This is a genomic window from Nocardioides sp. CPCC 206347 (assembly GCF_048654605.1).
Lineage (GTDB): Bacteria > Actinomycetota > Actinomycetes > Propionibacteriales > Nocardioidaceae > Nocardioides.
In genome coordinates this window covers 1,118,541-1,136,723 of record NZ_JBMCYZ010000001.1, presented here as the reverse complement: position 1 = coordinate 1,136,723, position 18,183 = coordinate 1,118,541, and the positions used below count along the sequence as shown (strand labels likewise).

Below are 18,183 nucleotides of genomic sequence, written 5' to 3'. Positions count from 1 at the left end.
CGCCGCCGGCATCAGCGGCCCTCTGCCGAAGAAGCGGCGCGGACGCAACCGGTCTTAGCTCCGGACCTGGATCGGGAGTTCAAGCTGCGGAAGCAACGCCTCAAGCTGGCCGGCGTACGCCGAACTCACCTGGTCATACAGGTCGGGTGTTCTCGGTGACAGCACGTCGAGAACCAGGGCGTACCTCATAGGCTCGGACGTACGACTCGGGCCACCGCCGTCCCGGGCGTTGTAATGCACATCGAAAACGGGCCGCTTCAGAGAACTTCCTCTGAACCGCTGTTCGCGATGCAGCACCGTCTCCCACTTCTGCGCGTCGCCGCGAAGCACGTGTTCGGGGTCGAATGCCCCAGTCTTGAAGAAGCTCTGAGACTTCGGGTCGACCGCGCCGTCATTGAACTTCTGGTGGTGAGGGCGGAATGTAACTTCCAGGCCGGCGCGGGTGTAGTTGCCAGGGTCTTCTGGGTCCACATGCGTGGCATAGCAGAAGGTTGCGCGGATAGTGACGAATCCCTTCAGTTCCCCCTGGGGGAGCGGGACTTCGGCGCGGAGGTACTTACTCGGCGATAGCTCCCCCTGGTAGACCACCCGAACCATGCCATCGCCGCAGAGCGCCATCTCGTCGATAGCAGCCGGGAGTCTTCCCCACCCCACGTCTACACGTGGCTGACTGCTGTCATCGGACGAGTGAACGAGCAGCGCCTTGATGGCCAGTGGGCTCAAGCGCGAACCAAAATGCGCGCGGAGGCCGACAGCTGATCGGAGCGCGAGTGGCGAGGCGAACGACGTCCCCATCGTTCGCGCAATGCCAGGCACTCCATCAGGTTCATAAACCAGAAACGGCTCGGTCTGTGTACCACCGAAGGCCAAGAGATCCGGCTTGACGACGCCGGGGCTGCGGCCCGGTCCGACTGAGCTGTAGCTGGCCCGCTTCCATCCGTCGCGGGAGGTATCGGCGGCGCCGATCGACACGCCGTTGACGCAATCGGCCGGGACCTGAATCCGTGGCTCGACGTCGTCCCCCGTGTTTCCGACCGCAATCGTGGCAAGTGATCGACCGTCCGAAAGGTACTCGTCAAGGACTGCCGTCCAGGCATGCACTTCATCATCCTCAACGGGCATGTAAGGCCCAATGCTGAGGTTGAGAAACTCATACTGGCGATCCGTCAGGACGTCCTGAATGCGGCTCAGCACGTCATACAGTTCGAATGGGTCGGCTGCGGCGTCGGCGTCGATCACGCGGAAGTGGTCGACATGGCAGTAGGGCTGCGGAGCGGCTTGCCCAGGTGTGAGGTTGCCGAACAGCAGAGCGGAGGTGACATCATGACCATGATCTGCCTGGCCGGCACCCGGCGTGCCGATCTCGTCGGGCTCGTGGGCCGTCGCCCATCTGCCCAACACATGCGAATCCGGAAGGCCGCCGTCAAAGACCGCAACTCGAAAGTCTGGCAGCTGCGGCCCTGCTGTCGGCAGAGGGGAAGGCTCTAGGTCAGGTGCTGGTCGTGAACGCTCAACCTGACCGATCGACCGCATCCGGCCTACCGGGCGCGCAACGCGGAGGAACCCAAACGCAGCCAGTTCCTCGATTCGATCAATGGGCGACAAGACCGGAACGAAACAGAGGCCGCCCGCATAGAGGCGCTTGCCGAGACGGGCATCGACGCCAAGGTCTGCCGCGTAGTCGGCGAACCCCTCGACGATGAAGGCATCCTGACGCGAGTCGGCAGCGTGGAGCACTACTTCAAGAGCTTCGATCGGCTGGCCTTCATACTCTGACCCCATGCGCAGGCGCTCAGATGGAGACTGGACGCGAATGTTCTCCAAGCGGGTTAGCTCGTCGGGCAAGGTCCGGGCTCGCTCACGAAGCCTTGACTCCACATCCGCGCCGTTCGCTGCTGCGTTGGCGAGGTCGCCAATATCGTCGGCGAGCCGTCGAAACGCTTCACGGTGCCCCGCGATGAACAGTTCCGTTGATGGCACTGGACGCAGCTCATCTTGTCGAGTCCATTGATCGGGCTGGACCTCGACAGGTCGGCTGCCGACGTGCCGAAGGTTGAACTGAGCGAGCAGCTGCTGCGGGAAGTACGACTTCGCAATGGCTTGCGGGTGCATGGTCAGGACACCTACTGCTTCGCCACCAGGGCACGCGGCGCTTGGGAGGTCGCTCATTGCGTCGGCAGCGCTCGCTGCCTTGCCCGCGAGGCGTTCCACCGCATCCTCGACGCTATACGGCGGCTGAGTCGGTCCGCCGCCAGAGGGCGCCGGCACTGGTGCTGTGAGCCGCTCCCCGTAGCCAAGGAGGTACCTCGGTGTTTCCGTCATGACTGTCCCCTCTCATCGCTGTGTTTGCGCAACGTGTCACGACTTACGCCAGTCAGTTGACTGACCCGACGCTGGCTGAGGCCGCCCCCCGCCATCAGGTTCGTGGCCAGTCGCACGCGATCGGTGGTCGGCAGCGTTTCGATTCGTCGCCGCTGCGCATCCAGGAGTTCGTCGTCCAGCGTGCGTCCCCGGAGCACGGCCTTACGTCGAGCCATCTGTACATCGCTCTCCAACGTGCTCAACGACGCACCTGCCGAAGCCTCTACCACCAGCTCGGCAACCCCGGGGTCAAGCGATTCGCCAGCGAGCAACTGGCCAAGCGCCGACCTCCGAGCCCCGAGGGTCGGATAGCTGAAGTTCAGCGTGGCCTCGAAACGTCGCCATACGGCCGGATCCAGTAGCTCTGCGTGGTTGGTCGCTGCCAGCAGTAGCGATCCGTCTGGCCATCGATCGATCTCTTGGAGGAGCACTGTGACAAGTCGCTTGAGCTCGCCGATCTCGGTGGAGTCATCCCGACGCTTGGCCACGGCGTCTAGCTCGTCCAGCAGGAAGACGCACGGAGTAGTCCGCGCATGCTCGAAGACTCGATGAATGTTTGTTCCAGTCCGCCCGAGGAAGCTGCTCATCACCGAGGCCAGGTCCAGGACTAGCAGGGGCTTCTCCAGACGACGGGCCATCCAGCGGGCAGCCAAGGTCTTGCCGACTCCCGGTGGTCCGACCAGCAGGGCCGTCCTCGTGGGCGCGAGTCCCTGTGTGTAGAGCGCTTCACTCTGTTCGTGTTCGGCGGCGATCTGCTCAAGCTCCTCGCGCAAGGCCGTCTCCAAGATCGGTTCGACCTGGAGCATCACGGGGTCTTCGCGCCGCAGGAGCGGCAGCCGGGAATCCTGGTCAACCGGCTCGCTGGTGACGGCGCCAGTGGCGCTGCGGACCGGAGCCGCTCGGAGAATGCTCACCAACGCCTGCGCGGCGGGCGGGTCGACGTCTCGCAAGGATCGTGCGAGACGTCGGAGCAGTGGGGGTGCATCGGCCTTGTCGCTGGCTGCCGCGAGCGCGGCCAACTGGACGAACTGCACCCTCGAAATGGATATCTGGTCCGTTGTTGATTCGTCAGATTTCGCGCTCATGAGGACAACATAGCGCACCGGATGGACTAGTGGTCCAGCATCGAGAAAAAACTAGTCCACTCTGATCCATCTGCTGCCCGTCGACCGACCTGTGCATGGCGTTGCCGCTGTCGTGGTCGGGGGGCCGCGCATCGCCGCTGCGCCGGGGTATGGGTTGGGCCCATCGGCGAACTGTTGTCGCCATTGGGGTCCGGGCTTGGCCGGCGATTGTCCACGTGGCGCTCGTACGATGCTCTCGCGCTCCATCGAACGGACCTGTTGCGCTGGCGCTCGTTCGGAGCGGGTGGAGTCAGGAGAACAGCCGTGAGACCCGGAACGTGAAGGCCCTGTGCGATCTTCACGATGACGTCGAGAGTTGGGTTTCTGGCGCCCGTCTGCCAGGAATCGCGAGAACCGACCTCAAACGGACGCTGGAGCGGTGTCCTGGAGGCGACAGGCTGAGGTACACATCATGAGTGCCCTCATATGTACTCGTGGCTCAGGGGAGTGAGCGCGTAGCGCTGCCTGGGAGTGAGGCTCAGCAGGTGAGGTTCTCGGTCGCGGCCGCTCCACGGGCCACGACCACCTGACGCTCCTCGAGCACGGTGCCGGCCGGGTTCTCGCAGGTGAGGGTCCAGGGCTCGGTGCCACCCGCGCCGGCCACGGCCGGCCGGGTCGACGGGTTGACGTGCCAGGTCCAGGTCCCGCTCGCCGGCACCACCATCGTGGAGTCCAGGGTGTCGGTGAAGGTCGCGCCCTCCCAGGTCGAGGTCGGGAACGTCTTCGTCAGCCGGAGGGTGACGCCAGCGGGCGCCGTACCCTCGATGACCGAGTGCCTGGCCGTGTTGAGGGTGCTCTCGGCGCCGATCAGGAAGGCTTCGCGGACGCCGCCGGCGGGCACCTTCTTGGTCCCACCGGTGTAGAGGGGGACGACACTGGCGAACTGTGGATGGAACCCGTTGGTCCCGAGCTCGAAGGTGACGCCGAGCCCGCCGGTCACTGAGTACGACCAGTCCTCGGTGGTGCCGGTGGTGTCGTACAACTGCCATCCGTAGATGCTCTGGTAGCCCATCTGAGCGGCCATCTGGTCGCCCAAGGACTTCAACAAGGCCTCGTCGTGGGCCAGGCCGTCGGCGGAGTACCCCGGTGGCCGCAGCACGAGGGCGCCGTAGGTGTGGTTGGAGATCTGCGTGAGGACCTGGCGCGAGGAGATCAGCTCCTGGATGTTCCGGGTCTCCGGCTCGCTGAACGGCCCGCCACCCCGATAGGTCTCGTCGTTGAGGAAGGGCGAGGCGCCCGGTCCGCCCCACTTGGCGCCGTAGTTGCGGTTCAGGTCCACGCCGAGCGCGCGGTTGGCGCGCAGCGCGCAGGCCCCTGCGGCGGGCAGCTGCCCGTCGGTCATGCGGCAGTTCTTCCGCTTCAGCTCGTAGGCGCCGCTCCGGCTGACCTGGAAGCCGTCCGGGTTCACGACCGGAACGATCAATACCCGGATGTTGTCGAGGATGTTGTCGATCCGTGCGGTCGCGGAGTTCTGCAGGAGGTCGTACGCGAACTCGATGGCGACCTCTGCGGACGGCCACTCACGCGCGTGGTGTGCACCCAGCAGCAGGAACGTCGGCCTGCCGTCGCTGGCAGCCACGTCGTTGCTGATCTCCACGGCCTGCACGGTGCGGCCCTCGAGGCTGGTGTGGTTCAGGGCGACCAGACGGGTCTGCGTGGGGTGGGCCGCCGCGAGCGCCGCCATCTCGGTGCCGTAGTCGGCGAGTGTGCGGTACGTCGTACGACCTGAGGGGAGGGTGGAGCCGCCGGGCTTCGCGGCGGCGTACGCCTTGTCGGCTTCGACGCGCTCGCGTTCGGCTGCCGCCACGTCCTTGACGACGACCTGGCCCGAGAGGCCGGCCCGGGCCAGGGCGGACCGGTCCGCCTTGGTTGCGAGGATGACGTCGATGGAGTCGACGCCCACGGTGCCGGCGATGTCGAGCCCCAGCCGGGCGACCTGATTGCGAACGGCCTTGGTCGGTGTCGCGATCCGCACGATCTGGGTGGGCGTGTCCGCGGCGGCGGGCGACGTCGGTGCGCCTGCCGCGGAGAACCCCAGCGTCAGTGGCAGCCCGAGCACGAGTGCTGCTGCGGCACCGAGGAGGGCGAACTTCTGCTTCTGCGCGTTCATGGTCATTCCGGCCCCCAGGGGTGAGCGACTGCCGACTCGACCCTAGACCCGCAAATGGCTCGGGGCGATCCCTCGCTTTGGATACCGGGTTGCGGCGTCCCGGCCAAAACTAGAACACGTTCCGGTAGCGTCGGGGTGTGAGCAAGGCACAGTCCCTGACCCGTGTGGCGCTCGCGTACGTCGCCGCTTTCGGTGTCGCGACGGCCTGGTTGCTGTGGGGTCCGGACACCCGCTGGCTCTGGCTCGACGGACTGGTCGCGGACCTGCTGGCGACGCTCGTGGTCTTCGCGGCGAGCCGGATCCACCGCAACTCGAGCTTCTACGACGCGTACTGGAGCATCCTGCCGCCGTACCTCGCCGTCTACTGGTGGCTGGCCGCGGACGCGCCCGGCGTCAGCGACGGGCGCGGCTGGCTGGTGCTCGGTGTGATCGCCGCGTGGGCGATCCGGCTGACCGGCAACTGGATCTACGCGTTCCCCGGGCTGCACCACGAGGACTGGCGATACCCGCTGGTGCGTGAGCGGGCGGGGCGCATGGAGCTCCTCGCCGACCTGGTCGGCATCCACGTGGTCCCGACGCTGCAGGTCTTCCTCGGCCTGCTCCCTGTGTACGCCGCCGTGGCCCTGCCCGGACGTGACGTGAACTGGCTGGACGGGGTGGCCGTCGTGGTCGGCCTCGCTGCCGTGGCGCTCGCGTTCGCCGCCGACCTGCAGATGTATCGGTTCGTCCGGACCCGTCGGCCGGGCGACGTGATGGACCGCGGGCTCTGGGCGTGGTCGCGGCACCCCAACTACTTCGGTGAGATCAGCTTCTGGTTCGCGATGGGCCTGTTCGGCCTCGCGGCTTCGCCGGGTGACTGGTGGTGGGTGCTGATCGGCACCGTCGCGATGGTCGCGATGTTCCAGGCGGCCAGCATCCCGATGATGGAGGGACGCAGCCTCGAGCGGCGGCCGACGTACCAGGAGGTCATCGAGCGGGTGCCGCGCCTGGTGCCGCGACCGCCACGAAGGTCCGCGTGAGTCGGCCGAAGGTGGTCATCGCCGGGCTCGGTGACAGCGGGCTGCTGACGGCGATCCATCTGGCACGTCACGAGGAGCTCGACGTCGTCGGTGTCTCCGCGAAACCTGGTCTCGTCAGCGGGCAGGAGCTCGGGATGCGCCTGGCCGACCCGGACGCCTGGGCCCGGGACCACCGCTACCAGTTCGATCGCTTCACGCGTCTCGACCGCGTCCGGACGGTCCATGGCGAGCTCGTCGACCTCGATGTTGCGGGGCGTGCGCTCACGGTGCGCGGGCTCGACGGCCACGCGTCGTCGGAGCCGTACGACGTGCTGGTGCTCGCCACGGGGGTGGCGAACGGCTTCTGGCGGCAACCCCGGCTGCAGACCGACGACGAGGTCGACCTCGACCTCGCGCAGTCCCACGGGCAGGTCGCGGAGGCCGGCACGGTGGTGATCGTCGGCGGCGGGGCCGCGGCGGTGAGCACTGCCCTCCAGGTCGCGATCCGCTGGCCCGGCAAGCAGGTGCTGCTCTGTTTCCCCGGCGACCGCGCCCTGCCGCGCCACCACTTCCGCACCTGGGACCACGTACGACGTCGGCTGCTCGCCGCGGGCGTCGACCTCCGTCCGGGCCACCGCGCCGCACTGCCCGACGGGTTCGCCTGTGACCGGATCACGACGGGCCCGGTCGAGTGGAGCACGGGCCAGGACCCGACGCCGGCCGACGCGGTGGTGTGGGCGATCGGGCGCGTGCGTCCGAACACGGGGTGGCTGCCGTCGTACCTCCTCGACGAGGAGGGCTTCGTCCGCGTCGAGCCGACGCTGCAGGTGCCGGGTCATCCGGAGGTGTTCGCGATCGGTGACGTCGCCGCCACCGACGAGCTGCGGTCCTCGGCGCGCAACCGCGCGGACAAGCTGCTGGCCGCCAACATCCGGGCCTTCGTTGGCGACGGTGACCTCAAGACCTTTCGGGCTCCGCGTCGTCGGTGGGGCTCGGTCCTCGGTGTGGAGCCGGACGGGCTCCGGGTGTACGCGCCGTCCGGGCGACCGTTCCGGTTCCCGGCGTGGACGATCCGGTCGATCCTCCAGCCGTTGATCGTGGAGCGCGGGATCTACGGCGGCATCCGTCGGCGCTGACGCCCGTTCATCGAACCTTCACCGCTGGCGGTGGTGGGCGGGGGTGGTCCGGATTACCGTCAGGGTGTCCCGCATCCCTGCTCGGAGGTCTCATGCGCCGCACGTCCCGCGTCCTCGTCCCGCTCGCCGCCCTGGCCCTGCTCGCGTCGGGCCTCGGTGCCACCGTCGAGGTCGCCGGTGCGGCACCCCCACGCCTCGACGGTGTGGATCCGGTGCGGTTCGCCACCTTCAACGCGTCCCTCAACAGGAGCGTGGCCGGCGAGCTCGTCGCCGACCTCTCCAGCCCGGACGACCCCCAGGCCCGCAACGTGGCCGAGACGATCCAGCGGGTCGACCCGGACGTCGTACTCATCAACGAGTTCGACCACGCGCCCGCCGCCGTCGACCTGTTCCGTGACAACTACCTCGAGGTGTCGCAGAACGGCGCCGACCCGGTGGAGTTCCCCTACGCCTACGTCGCTGCGTCGAACACGGGCATCCCCAGCGGCTTCGACCTGAACAACAACGGCCAGGTCGGCGGCGGTGACGACGCATTCGGCTTCGGGCTCTTCCCGGGCCAGTACGGCCTGGTCGTGTACTCGAAGTACCCGATCGACACGGCTGCGGTCCGCACCTTCCAGACCTTCCGCTGGGCCGACATGCCGGGCGCGCTGCTCCCGGACGACCCGGCGACGAGCGCCCCTGTCGACTGGTACTCACCGGAGGAGCTCGCAGTCTTCCGCCTCTCCTCGAAGTCGCACTGGGACGTCCCGATCAAGGTGGGGCGGGACACCGTGCACTTCCTCGTGTCGCACCCGACGCCCCCGACCTTCGACGGTGTCGAGGACCGCAACGGGAAGCGCAACCATGACGAGATCCGGTTCTGGGCCGACTACGTCTCCGGCCCGGCGCGCGGCGGCTACATCTACGACGACGAGGGCCAGTACGGCGGCCTGCGGCCCGGCTCGAGCTTCGTGATCGCGGGCGACCAGAACGCCGATCCCGAGGACGGTGACTCGGTCGACGACGCGATCCTCCAGCTGCTCGACCACCCCCTGGTCAACAGCCGGTTCGCGCCCTCGTCGGCCGGTGCTCCCGAGGCTGCGCTCCTGCAGGGCGGTGCGAACCTCACGCACACGGGCGACGCGAGGTACGACACCGCCGACTTCGCCGACGGTGCGCCGGGCAACCTGCGGGTCGACTACGTCCTGCCGTCCCGTCGGCTGAAGGTGCGGGGCGGAGGAGTGTTCTGGCCGACGGTGGCCGACCCGCTGTACCGACTGACCGGGACCTTTCCGTTCCCCACGTCCGACCACCGCATGGTCTGGGTCGACGTGCGCTGACCCTGCACGTCCCGCTGCCGGGGCGCGTTCGGTCCTAACCTGACGACGTGGAATCACTCGCCTTGGCGTTCTCGTCCGGCTGGGCCAGCGGCATCAACAGCTATCTCGTCGTGCTCGTCCTCGGGCTGGCGGACCGGTTCGGCACGGTCGAGACGATCCCCGACGTCCTCGGGCGCTGGGAGGTGCTCGTGGTCGCGGGGCTGCTCTACGGCTTCGAGTTCGTGGCCGACAAGATCCCGTACGTCGACTCCGGCTGGGACGTGATCTCGACGGCGATCCGGCCCGTGGTCGGTGGGGTGATCGGTGTCCTGATCGCCGGGGACTCGGGCTCGCTCAACGAGATCACGGGTGGCCTGGTGGGCGGGTCGACCGCGTTCGCATCGCACTCGGTGAAGACCGGGACCCGGATGGCCGTGAACACCTCCCCGGAGCCGTTCACCAACATCGGCATCAGCCTCGGCGAGGACATCACGGTGCTCGCGGTGGTCGTGTTCGCCGTGCAGCACCCCTACGTCGCGGCCTCGATCTCGCTGGTGCTGCTGCTCCTGGGCCTGGTCACGCTGTGGCTGGCCTGGCGGATCATCCGGCGCGGGTGGCGGCGATTCCAGGCGTGGTGGGAGCGGCGGCGGGGCGGTTCGACGGCGGCGGACCTGCCGGGACCCTTGACTTAGTTCAAGACTCGTACTAAATATGAGGGGTGCCGCTCGTCCTCGGTGTGGACTCCTCCACCCAATCAACCAAGGCCCTGCTCGTCGATGCCGACGACGGGGCCGTGGTGGCGCGCGGGTCGGCCGCTCATCCGCCGGGGACCGAGGTCGATCCACGGGCCTGGCTGCGCGCCTTCGACGAGGCAACGTCCGGGCTGCTGGAGCGGGCCGACTCGGTCGCGGTGGGCGGGCAGCAGCACGGCATGGTCGTGCTCGACGCCTCCGGTGACCCGGTCCGCGACGCCCTGTTGTGGAACGACACGCGTTCGGCTGCCTCCGCGGTCCAGCTGATCGACGAGCTGGGCGGTCCGCAGGCGTGTGCCGACGCGTTGGGCAGCGTCCTGGTCGCCTCGTTCACCAGCACCAAGCTGCGCTGGCTGCGCGACCACGAGCCGGCCGCCGCTGCCCGGGTCGCGGGCGTGCTGCTGCCCCACGACTACGTGTCCGCGCACGCGGCTGCCCCGGGGACGCCACCCTTCACCGATCGCGGGGATGCGTCGGGGACCGGCTACTTCTCGGCCGGTGCGCTGGGTGGGGTGGGCCGGTGGCGGCCGGACCTGCTCGCCTCCGCGCTCGGCCGGGAGGCGGAGGTGCCGGCTGTCGTGGCCCCTGGCCTCATTGCGGCCGAGACGCGTGGCGGCAAGGTGATGGCGGCCGGCACCGGCGACAACATGGCCGCCGCTCTCGGCCTCGGCCTCGGTCCCGACGACGTGCTGGTCTCCATCGGCACCTCGGGGGTGGCGTCCACGGTGGCCGCCCACGCGGTGGCCGACGGCACTGGGACCGTCACCGGCTTCGCCGACGCCACCGGCCGCTACCTCCCGATGGTGACCACCATGAACGCCGCCGGGATCCTCGACCTGCAGGCCCGTCTGCTCGGTGTCTCCCATGCGGAGCTGGCCACCCTCGCGCTGGCCTCGACACCCGGCGCCGGCGGCGTCACCCTGTCGCCCTACTACGGCGGCGAACGCACCCCCAACCTCCCCGCCGCCACCGGGACCTGGGCCGGACTGCACCCCGGCACCACCCGGGCCGACCTCGCTCGCGCTGCCGTCGAGGCGCTGCTCTGCTCGCTCGCCGACGCGGTCGACGCCCTGGTGGCACGGACCGGCGTCGAGCCCCGGCGCGTCCTGCTCGTCGGGGGAGCGGCCCGCAGTCCCGCCGTCCGGGCGTTCGCCCCTTCGTTGCTGGGCCGTGACGTCGTACTCCCTCAGGAGGGGGAGTACGTCGCCCGCGGGGCCGCGCGCCAGGCTGCCTGGGCGCTGGCCGGTACTGCCCACCCACCCGCCTGGCCGCTCCCGATCGCCGGGACCCTGACCGGTCCTCCGGACCCCGAAGTCCGCGAGCGCTATGCCGCGCTCCGCGACGCCCTCCACCGAGATGAGGAATCACGATGAACCGCCCGACGCCTACCCCCGCCGACAAGTTCTCCTTCGGGCTCTGGACAGTGGGGTGGCAGGCCCGCGACCCGTTCGGCGACGCCACCCGCGCACCGATGGATCCCGTGTACGCGCTGGAGAAGCTGGCCGCGATCGGTGCCTACGGCGTGAACTTCCACGACGACGACCTGATCCCGTTCGGGTCCGATGACGCGACCCGGGATGCCATCATCGAGCGCTTCCGCAAGGGCCTCGCCGAGACCGGTCTCGTGGTCACCACTGCCACCACCAACCTGTTCACGCACCCGGTGTTCAAGGACGGTGCGTTCACGTCGAACTCCCGCGACGTCCGGCGGTTCGCGATCCGCAAGGTGATGCGCAACATCGACCTGGCCGCCGAGCTCGGTGCGAAGGTCTACGTCTGCTGGGGCGGGCGCGAGGGCGCCGAGTACGGCGCCTCGAAGGACGTCGGCGTCGCCCTGGACCGCTACCAGGAGGCGTTCAACGTCCTCGGCGACTACGTCACCGACCAGGGCTACGACATGAAGTTCGCCATCGAGCCGAAGCCCAACGAGCCGCGAGGCGACATCCTGCTCCCGACGGTCGGTCACGCGCTGGCGTTCATCGAGACCCTCGACCGCCCCGAGCTGGTCGGCGTCAACCCGGAGATCGGGCACGAGGAGATGGCGGGGCTCAACGCTGCTGCTGGCTACGCCCAGGCGCTGTGGCAGGGGAAGCTCTTCCACATCGACCTCAACGGCCAGAACGGACCGAAGTACGACCAGGACCTCCGTTTCGGGGCCGGCAACGTGCGCGGCGCCTTCTGGGTCGTCGACACCCTGCTCTCGGGCGGGTACGACGGTCCGGTGCACTTCGACTACAAGCCGGTGCGACCGGAGACGGATGCGGGCGTGTGGGTCTCGGCGCAGGCGTGCATCGACAACTACCTGTTCCTGCGCGACAAGGTGCGGGCGTTCCGGGGCGATCCCGAGGTGCAGGCTGCGCTCGAGGAAGCGGGCCTGCCGGAGCTCGCCGTACCCACCCTCGGTGCGGGGGAGGGCTGGCGGGAGCTCCAGTCGTGGCCGCTGCCGGACATCGAGGCGCTGGCGGCGCGGGAGGTCGCGATGGAGCGGCTCGACCAGCTCGCCCTCGAGCACCTGTACGGCGTCCGTGGCTGACGCCACCGAGTCGCTCCGCCGGCGCAACGCCGCGGCGTTGCTTCGCACCCTGCGGTACGACGGCCCGGCAAGCCGTGCGGAACTGGCTCTGCGCACCGGGCTGGCCAAGGCCACCGTCGGCACGATCGCGGGCGGCCTCGAGGAGGCCGGCGTGGTGCGCGAGCTGGAGCAGGTGCGCAGCGGCGAACGCGGCCGGCCCGGTCAGCGCCTGACGCTGGCGGACGGCCGTCCCGTCGGCGTGGGCTTCGAGGTCAACGTCGAGTACGTGTCGGCCGTGGTGCTCGACCTGGCCGGCACGCCGCGATGGCAGGTCACCCGGCCGGTGCCGGACGTGGCCGACGTCGGCGTGGCGCTCAGTGCCCTGGCCGACGAGGTCGCGGCCCGCCTGTCCGCGGACGGTCTGCATCCGGTCGGTGCTGCTGTCGCGCTGCCCGGACTGGTCGACGGCGACGACCGCACCGCGGTCTGGACGCCGAACCTCGACCTGACGGGAACGGGCGTGGCCGACGCCGTCGACGGGGTCTTCGGCTGGTCGGCCCGGACCCGGGTCGTCAACGACGCCGACTGTGCCGCCCTCGCCGAGCTGCGCCTCGGCGCCGGTCGCGGCGCGGGCCATCTGCTCTACCTCACCGGAACGGTCGGCATCGGAGCCGGCATCGTCTCCGACGGGCAGCTGCTGCGCGGCGCCCGTGGCTTCGCCGGCGAGGTCGGCCACCTGCCGATCGGCGAGCCCGGGGCGGTCTGTGGTTGTGGCCGGACGGGGTGCTGGGAGGCCTCCGTCGGCCTGCACGCGCTGCTCGCGGCCGTCGGGATGGAGGAGTCCGGTACGCCGCGGGAGACCGCGGCCGAGGTGGCCCGGCGGGCTGCGGGATCCGAACAGGTCCAGGCGGGCGTCGTACGGATCGGGCAGCTGCTGGGCAGTGGACTCGGCATCGTGTCCGGTGTCCTGGATCCTGAACGGATCGTCCTCGGCGGCTACTTCGTCCCGCTCGGCGACCTCGTGCTGGCGCCTGCCGCTGCCGAGCTCGACGCCGCGGTTGCGCTGGGTGGCCGCGCCCGACCTGACCTCCGCCTCGGCGAGCTCGGCACGGAAGCCGCCGCCACCGGCGCCGCCGAACGTGCCCTCGACGACGTCTTCACCGGCACCCTCGACCTGCTCGGCCAGCGCTAGCCGGCGAGACGGGCCGGGGCGTCCGTGACCGCGGCAGCGAGGCTGGCGACCGGGTCGTTGAACACGGGCTCCATGGCCATCTCCGCGGCGCCGAGCAGGACCGAGTCGGTCTCCAGGCCGGGCAGGGTCAGGCGGACCGCCTCGTTGGCTGGTCGCAGCGCCCGTTCGGCGAGCCCGGCCGTGACCTCCGCCCGACAGAGCCGGAAGAGCGGACGGAAGCAGCCGCCGAGGATCACCACGCTGGGGTTGAAGATGTTCACGACTGCGGCCAGGCCACGGCCCAGCTCGGTGGCGATCGGGCGCAGCTCGCGCGCCGGTGTGGTCATCTCGTCGAGCGTGGCACCGAGCCGCGCGGCCTGGTCGACGGGGACCCTGAGCGCCTGCGCGATGGCGTGGGCGCCGACCACGGTCTCCCAGCAGCCGCGGCTCCCGCAGTGGCACGGGATCCCGCCCGGGGCATGGCAGAGGTGCCCGACCTCGCCGGCGTAGCCGGCCACGCCTTCGAGCCGGTGGCCGCCGGTGATGACTCCGGCACCGACACCGACGTTGCCCGAGAGGAAGACCAGGTCGTCGATCTTCTGCGCGGCACCGCGCCGGTGCTCGGACAGCGCGCCGAGGTCCGCGTCGTTGCCGAGCGCGATGGGTACGTCGAGGGCCAGCGCCGCAAGGACGATCGAGCCGAACGAGACGTCGTGCCAGTTGAGGTTCGGGGCGTGCCGGATCAGGCCGTCGCTGCGTCGTACCAGACCGGGGACGGCGACGCCGATGCCGAGCAGCGGCGCATCAGCGGGGGAGAGGGCGACGACCTGGCGGATCAGGGCGGCGACGGTCGCACCCACCTGCCACGCCTCCGTCTCCTCCGGGATCGGCGCGCTCGCGCGCTGGCCGACACGTCCGCCCAGCCCGACGCAGGCGACGGTTGCCTGGTCGACGCCGAGGTCGACCGCGACGACGTACGGACCGTCGTCCCGGATCCGTACGCCGGCCGAGGGTCGCCCGGCGCCACGGCGTTCGGTCGCGGGGCTGGCGTGCTCGATCAGGCCGAGGGTGTCGAGCTCGCCCACCAGGCCGGCGATCGTCGAGCGGTTCAGGCCCATCCGGCCCGTCAGGTCGGCCCGCGACAGCTCGCTGGCGTCGTGGACGTGGCGCAGGAGGGTCCCGAGATTGTGGCGCCGGACGGCTTCCTGGTTGGTCCCCGTCCCGCGCTGTGCCCCCGCCATGCCTAGACCCCGGTCGCCGAGCGACGGCGGCGCGAGACGGCGTCCACGCTCGCGGCCAGCAGCAGCACGCCGCCGGTCACGATGAAGTTGATGTAGCTGGCCTGGTCGAGCAGCCCGAGCCCGTTGGGGATGGTGGCGATCACCAGGCCACCGATGACGGCGTCGATGGCGCGACCCCGACCGCCGAACAGGCTGGTGCCACCGATCACGGCCGCGCCCACGGCGTACAGCAGCTCGTTGCCGCCGCCGGATCCCGGCGAGACCTTGCCGGTGTACGACGCCGCGAGGATGCCGGACACCGCAGCCATGCCGGAGCAGATGACGAAGGCAGCGATCTTCATCCGCGTGACGTTGATGCCGGCGCGACGCGCTGCCTCGGCGTTGCCGCCGACGGCGTACAGGTGGCGTCCGAAACGGGTGCGGGTCAGCACGAAGGTCCACAGGAGCAGCAGGGCAATGACCACGGGGGCGACCCAGGGGATGCCGCTGATGTTGAAGATGGCGGGGTTGACCGCGCGGTTCTGGCTGAGGAGCGCGGTGAGCCCGAGCACCACCACGGCGAAGGCGACGATCTGGACGCCCACCAGCGCCATCGGCTTGTGCACCAGTCCCTTGGCCACCCGGGAGCGGTGCTGCCAGAGCGTCAGGCCGGCGAAGCCGAGCACGAGCACCACCGCCGCGACCCACCCCACGCCGACGGGCACGTTCTTGATCGAGAGTCCCCGCAGCACCTCGTCGTTGAAGCGGAGCGAGCCGCCCGAGCCGATCAGCTTCAGGGGGACTGCCTGCAGGGCGAGGAAGAACGCGAGGGTGACCACGAAGGACGGGATCCCGAGAAGGGACACCAGGACACCGATGGCGAGTCCGATGAGGGCACCCACCGCGATGCCGGCCAGTACGGCGCCCCACCAGGGCCAGCCGTGGTCGAGGATGACCAGGGCGGTGATGGTCGCCGAGGCGCCGCCGGCGACGCCGGCGGACAGGTCGATCTCGCCGAGCAGCAGGACGAAGACCAGTCCCATGGCCAGGACGCAGATGGAGGCGGACTGGATGACCAGGTTGGTCAGGTTGTACGTCGTCAGGAACTTGTCGTGCGACAGCGCGAACACCGTGAACAGCACGGCGAGCCCGAGCAGCGCGGGCAGGGAGCCCATGTCGCCGCCGCGCAGGCGGTTGACGTAGTCGCGGGCGGCATCGCCGATGGTGGCGGCGCTGCGGCCGTCGCCGGTGAAGTCGGACTCGGGGAGACCGGGGCCGGGGGCGTAGGGGGCAGGGGTCGTGGACTGGGCGCTCATCGCACTCCTCCTCAGATCGTCGCCGCGGCGACGTCGCGAATGCCGAGATCGCCGGAGCGTCCGGCGGTGATCAGTTCGACGACCTGGTTGTGCGTCACGCTCGAGGTCGGTACGTCGGCGGCGACCCGCCCGAGGTAGAGCGCCGTGATCCGGTCGGCCACCTCGAAGACGTCGTTCATGTTGTGCGAGATCAGCACGACGCCCAGGCCACGGTCGGCGAGGCGCCGGACCAGGTCGAGCACCTGCCGGGTCTGGGCGACCCCGAGCGCAGCGGTCGGCTCGTCGAGGAGCACGATCCGGGAGTTCCAGAGCACGGCCTTGGCGATCGCCACTGTCTGGCGTTGACCACCGGAAAGGCTGGCCACGCTCTGGCGCACGGACTTGACGGTGCGCACGGAGAGCGAGGCGAGGGTCTCGCGGGCGCGGTCCTCCATCGACATGTCGTCCAGGACCAGGCCCTTGCGGGTCTCCCGGCCGAGGAACATGTTCTGCACGATGTCGAGGTTGTCGCACAGTGCGAGGTCCTGGTAGACGACCTCGATCCCGAGGGCTGCGACGTCACGGGGATTGCTGACGTGGACGGGCGTTCCCTCGAAGAGGTAGTCGCCGCTGTCGCGGCCGTAGATGCCCGCGATCACCTTGACCAGGGTCGACTTGCCGGCGCCGTTGTCTCCGACGAGTGCGGTGACCTGCCCGGGGTAGACCGCGAAGTCGACGTCATGCAGGACGTGCACCACCCCGAAGCTCTTGTTCACACCGCGCAGCTCCAGCAGGGGCTGCGGGCCGGGTTCGGCGTACTCGTTGCTCATCACGGCCCTCCATTGGGCTGAAGATTGTTGTTCGGTCCAACGAACTTTGTCGGACCGGGAGGCCCCGCGCCAGCACCTGGGTGCCGGCGCGGGGACCGGTGGGGGGTCAGGACAGGCCGGCGGCCTTGCAGGCGTCGGCGAAGTCGGCGGTGCAGACGTCGGCGAGCTTCTGGCCGCCGTCGTCGATCACGTCGCCGACGTTGTCCTTGGTGATGGCCTTCGGCTCCAGCAGGATCGAGGGCACCTCGCGGCCGCTCTCCGAGTCCTTCGTGGTGCCGGTGGTCTCGGCGTCCTTGCCGCTGGCCAGGGCGATCGCGGCCTCGGCGAGGGCATTGGCTTCCTGCGTCGCCGACTTGTAGACCGTCATGCACTGGGTGCCGGCGAGGATGTTCTGCAGGCCCTCGACCGTCGCGTCCTGCCCGGTCACGGGCACCTTGCCGGCGAGCCCGTTGCCCTCGAGGATCGAGATGACCGCGCCGCCGAGACCGTCGTTGGCCGCCAGCACGCCGTCGACCTTGCCGTCGGCCTGGGTGTAGAGCTGCTGGAAGATCACCGCAGCCTCCTCGTTGTCCCACTCGGGAACGGCCTGCTCGCCGACCTTCTTGTAGGACGTGATCTTGTCCAGGACGCTGTGCGCGCCCGCTGAGAACAGCGTGGCGTTGTTGTCCGTCGGGGAGCCGTTGAGGTAGATGATGTTGGCGTCCTTGTCGCCGAGGCAGTCGGCCAGGCCCTGGCCCTGCAGCTCGCCGACGACGGTGTTGTCGAAGGAGACGTAGTACTCGGCCGAGCCCTCGAGGGTGAGCCGGTCGTAGTCGATCGTGGCGACGCCCTGCGACTTCGCCTTCTCCTGGATGGCCGCACCCGAGGCGGAGTCGAGGTTGACGATGGCCAGCACGGTGACGCCGTCGGCGATCATCGAGTCGGCGATCTGGGCCATCTTCTCCGCGTCGCCCTCGGCGTTCTGGATGCTGTACTCGACCCCGGCCGCCTTGAAGGCGGTCTCGAGGGCGGGACGGTCGGCGCTCTCCCAGCGGACCGACGACTCCGTGTCGGGGAGGATCACGCCGATCTTGCCCTCGATGGCGTCCTTGTCGCCGGCCGAGTCCGTGCCGTCGTCCGATCCACAGGCCGAGAGGGAGAGGGCGAGCCCGAGTCCCGCAGCCACTACCGCGAAGTGCGTGCGCTTCACATCAACCGCCTCCTAAGCGATGCCGGCTCGATGGCGTCGTCGGTCGGCGCGCACGTGCCAGTCATATGTTGTTCCAAACAACATATGGAGTGATCGACGTCACGTCCAGAGGTCGACGGCATTCTTTTCCTGCGACATGCCGACTTTCTCAGTTCCGGGCTCCGTTCGCCGATGGCTGGAGTGT

The 18,183-nt window shown here is 69.5% G+C and carries 14 protein-coding genes; 7 read left to right on the top strand and 7 right to left on the bottom strand.

Annotation, left to right across the window (positions count from 1 at the left end):
* Positions 1-54: 54 nt before the first annotated feature.
* From ACOACQ_RS05425 to ACOACQ_RS05415, 3 genes are all read right to left on the bottom strand, one after another.
* A complete protein-coding gene (locus ACOACQ_RS05425; RefSeq protein ID WP_378598142.1) occupies positions 55-2,211 on the bottom strand; it encodes a S8 family peptidase in 2,157 nt (718 codons plus the stop codon).
* Positions 2,212-2,318: 107 nt separating this feature from the next.
* Positions 2,319-3,446, bottom strand: coding sequence for an AAA family ATPase (locus ACOACQ_RS05420; RefSeq protein WP_378598144.1), 1,128 nt, complete (start codon positions 3,444-3,446; stop codon positions 2,319-2,321).
* A gap of 517 nt (positions 3,447-3,963) precedes the next feature.
* A complete protein-coding gene (locus ACOACQ_RS05415) occupies positions 3,964-5,595 on the bottom strand; it encodes a M14 family metallopeptidase (protein ID WP_378598146.1) in 1,632 nt (543 codons plus the stop codon).
* A gap of 137 nt (positions 5,596-5,732) precedes the next feature.
* On the opposite strand from ACOACQ_RS05415, the gene ACOACQ_RS05410 reads away from it, so the two are divergent.
* From ACOACQ_RS05410 to ACOACQ_RS05380, 7 genes are all read left to right on the top strand, one after another.
* The gene (locus ACOACQ_RS05410; RefSeq protein WP_420287782.1) at positions 5,733-6,614 is read left to right on the top strand and encodes a DUF1295 domain-containing protein; all 882 of its coding nucleotides are present in this window, start codon (positions 5,733-5,735) and stop codon (positions 6,612-6,614) included.
* Positions 6,611-7,729, top strand: coding sequence for an FAD-dependent oxidoreductase (locus ACOACQ_RS05405; protein WP_420287781.1), 1,119 nt, complete (start codon positions 6,611-6,613; stop codon positions 7,727-7,729). The genes ACOACQ_RS05410 and ACOACQ_RS05405 overlap by 4 nt, the downstream gene beginning before the upstream one ends.
* A 92-nt stretch (positions 7,730-7,821) precedes the next feature.
* Positions 7,822-9,051, top strand: a complete 1,230-nt coding sequence (locus tag ACOACQ_RS05400; protein WP_420287780.1) for an endonuclease/exonuclease/phosphatase family protein — start codon at positions 7,822-7,824, stop codon at positions 9,049-9,051.
* Positions 9,052-9,098: 47 nt separating this feature from the next.
* Positions 9,099-9,722 carry a DUF4126 domain-containing protein gene (locus tag ACOACQ_RS05395; RefSeq protein ID WP_420287779.1) on the top strand — a complete coding sequence of 208 codons (624 nt, stop codon included), beginning with the start codon at positions 9,099-9,101 and terminating at the stop codon, positions 9,720-9,722.
* A gap of 26 nt (positions 9,723-9,748) precedes the next feature.
* Entirely contained in the window at positions 9,749-11,155 is a 1,407-nt protein-coding gene (locus tag ACOACQ_RS05390) for an FGGY-family carbohydrate kinase (RefSeq protein ID WP_420287778.1), read from the top strand.
* Positions 11,152-12,315, top strand: coding sequence for a xylose isomerase (gene xylA / locus ACOACQ_RS05385; RefSeq protein WP_378598158.1), 1,164 nt, complete (start codon positions 11,152-11,154; stop codon positions 12,313-12,315). The genes ACOACQ_RS05390 and xylA overlap by 4 nt, the downstream gene beginning before the upstream one ends.
* Positions 12,308-13,486: an ROK family protein gene (locus ACOACQ_RS05380; RefSeq protein WP_420287777.1), complete on the top strand. Its 1,179-nt coding sequence runs from the start codon at positions 12,308-12,310 to the stop codon at positions 13,484-13,486. The genes xylA and ACOACQ_RS05380 overlap by 8 nt, the downstream gene beginning before the upstream one ends.
* On the opposite strand, the gene ACOACQ_RS05375 is transcribed toward ACOACQ_RS05380, so the two are convergent.
* The 4 genes from ACOACQ_RS05375 to ACOACQ_RS05360 all read right to left on the bottom strand — a co-directional run bounded on the left by ACOACQ_RS05375 (position 13,483) and on the right by ACOACQ_RS05360 (position 17,999).
* Positions 13,483-14,706, bottom strand: coding sequence for an ROK family protein (locus ACOACQ_RS05375; protein WP_420287776.1), 1,224 nt, complete (start codon positions 14,704-14,706; stop codon positions 13,483-13,485). The two genes, ACOACQ_RS05380 and ACOACQ_RS05375, sit on opposite strands and share 4 nt — an antisense overlap.
* A gap of 2 nt (positions 14,707-14,708) precedes the next feature.
* On the bottom strand, positions 14,709-16,001 hold the full coding sequence (locus tag ACOACQ_RS05370) for a sugar ABC transporter permease (protein ID WP_378596033.1): 1,293 nt from the start codon (positions 15,999-16,001) through the stop codon (positions 14,709-14,711).
* An 11-nt stretch (positions 16,002-16,012) separates the two neighbouring features.
* Complete coding sequence (locus tag ACOACQ_RS05365; RefSeq protein WP_378596032.1) at positions 16,013-16,810, bottom strand: ATP-binding cassette domain-containing protein; 798 nt, start codon at positions 16,808-16,810, stop codon at positions 16,013-16,015.
* 106 nt (positions 16,811-16,916) lie between these two features.
* Positions 16,917-17,999: a sugar ABC transporter substrate-binding protein gene (locus ACOACQ_RS05360; protein ID WP_378596031.1), complete on the bottom strand. Its 1,083-nt coding sequence runs from the start codon at positions 17,997-17,999 to the stop codon at positions 16,917-16,919.
* Positions 18,000-18,183 lie beyond the last annotated feature (184 nt).

Excerpts from the sequence above, each read along its gene's own strand:
- xylA (WP_378598158.1), top strand. The coding sequence starts at position 11,152 with ATGAACCGCCCGACGCCTACCCCCGCCGACAAGTTCTCCTTCGGGCTC.
- ACOACQ_RS05375 (WP_420287776.1), bottom strand. The coding sequence starts at position 14,706 with ATGGCGGGGGCACAGCGCGGGACGGGGACCAACCAGGAAGCCGTCCGG.
- ACOACQ_RS05415 (WP_378598146.1), bottom strand. The coding sequence starts at position 5,595 with ATGAACGCGCAGAAGCAGAAGTTCGCCCTCCTCGGTGCCGCAGCAGCA.
- ACOACQ_RS05365 (WP_378596032.1), bottom strand. The coding sequence starts at position 16,810 with ATGAGCAACGAGTACGCCGAACCCGGCCCGCAGCCCCTGCTGGAGCTG.
- ACOACQ_RS05400 (WP_420287780.1), top strand. The coding sequence starts at position 7,822 with ATGCGCCGCACGTCCCGCGTCCTCGTCCCGCTCGCCGCCCTGGCCCTG.
- ACOACQ_RS05420 (WP_378598144.1), bottom strand. The coding sequence starts at position 3,446 with ATGAGCGCGAAATCTGACGAATCAACAACGGACCAGATATCCATTTCG.
- ACOACQ_RS05370 (WP_378596033.1), bottom strand. The coding sequence starts at position 16,001 with ATGAGCGCCCAGTCCACGACCCCTGCCCCCTACGCCCCCGGCCCCGGT.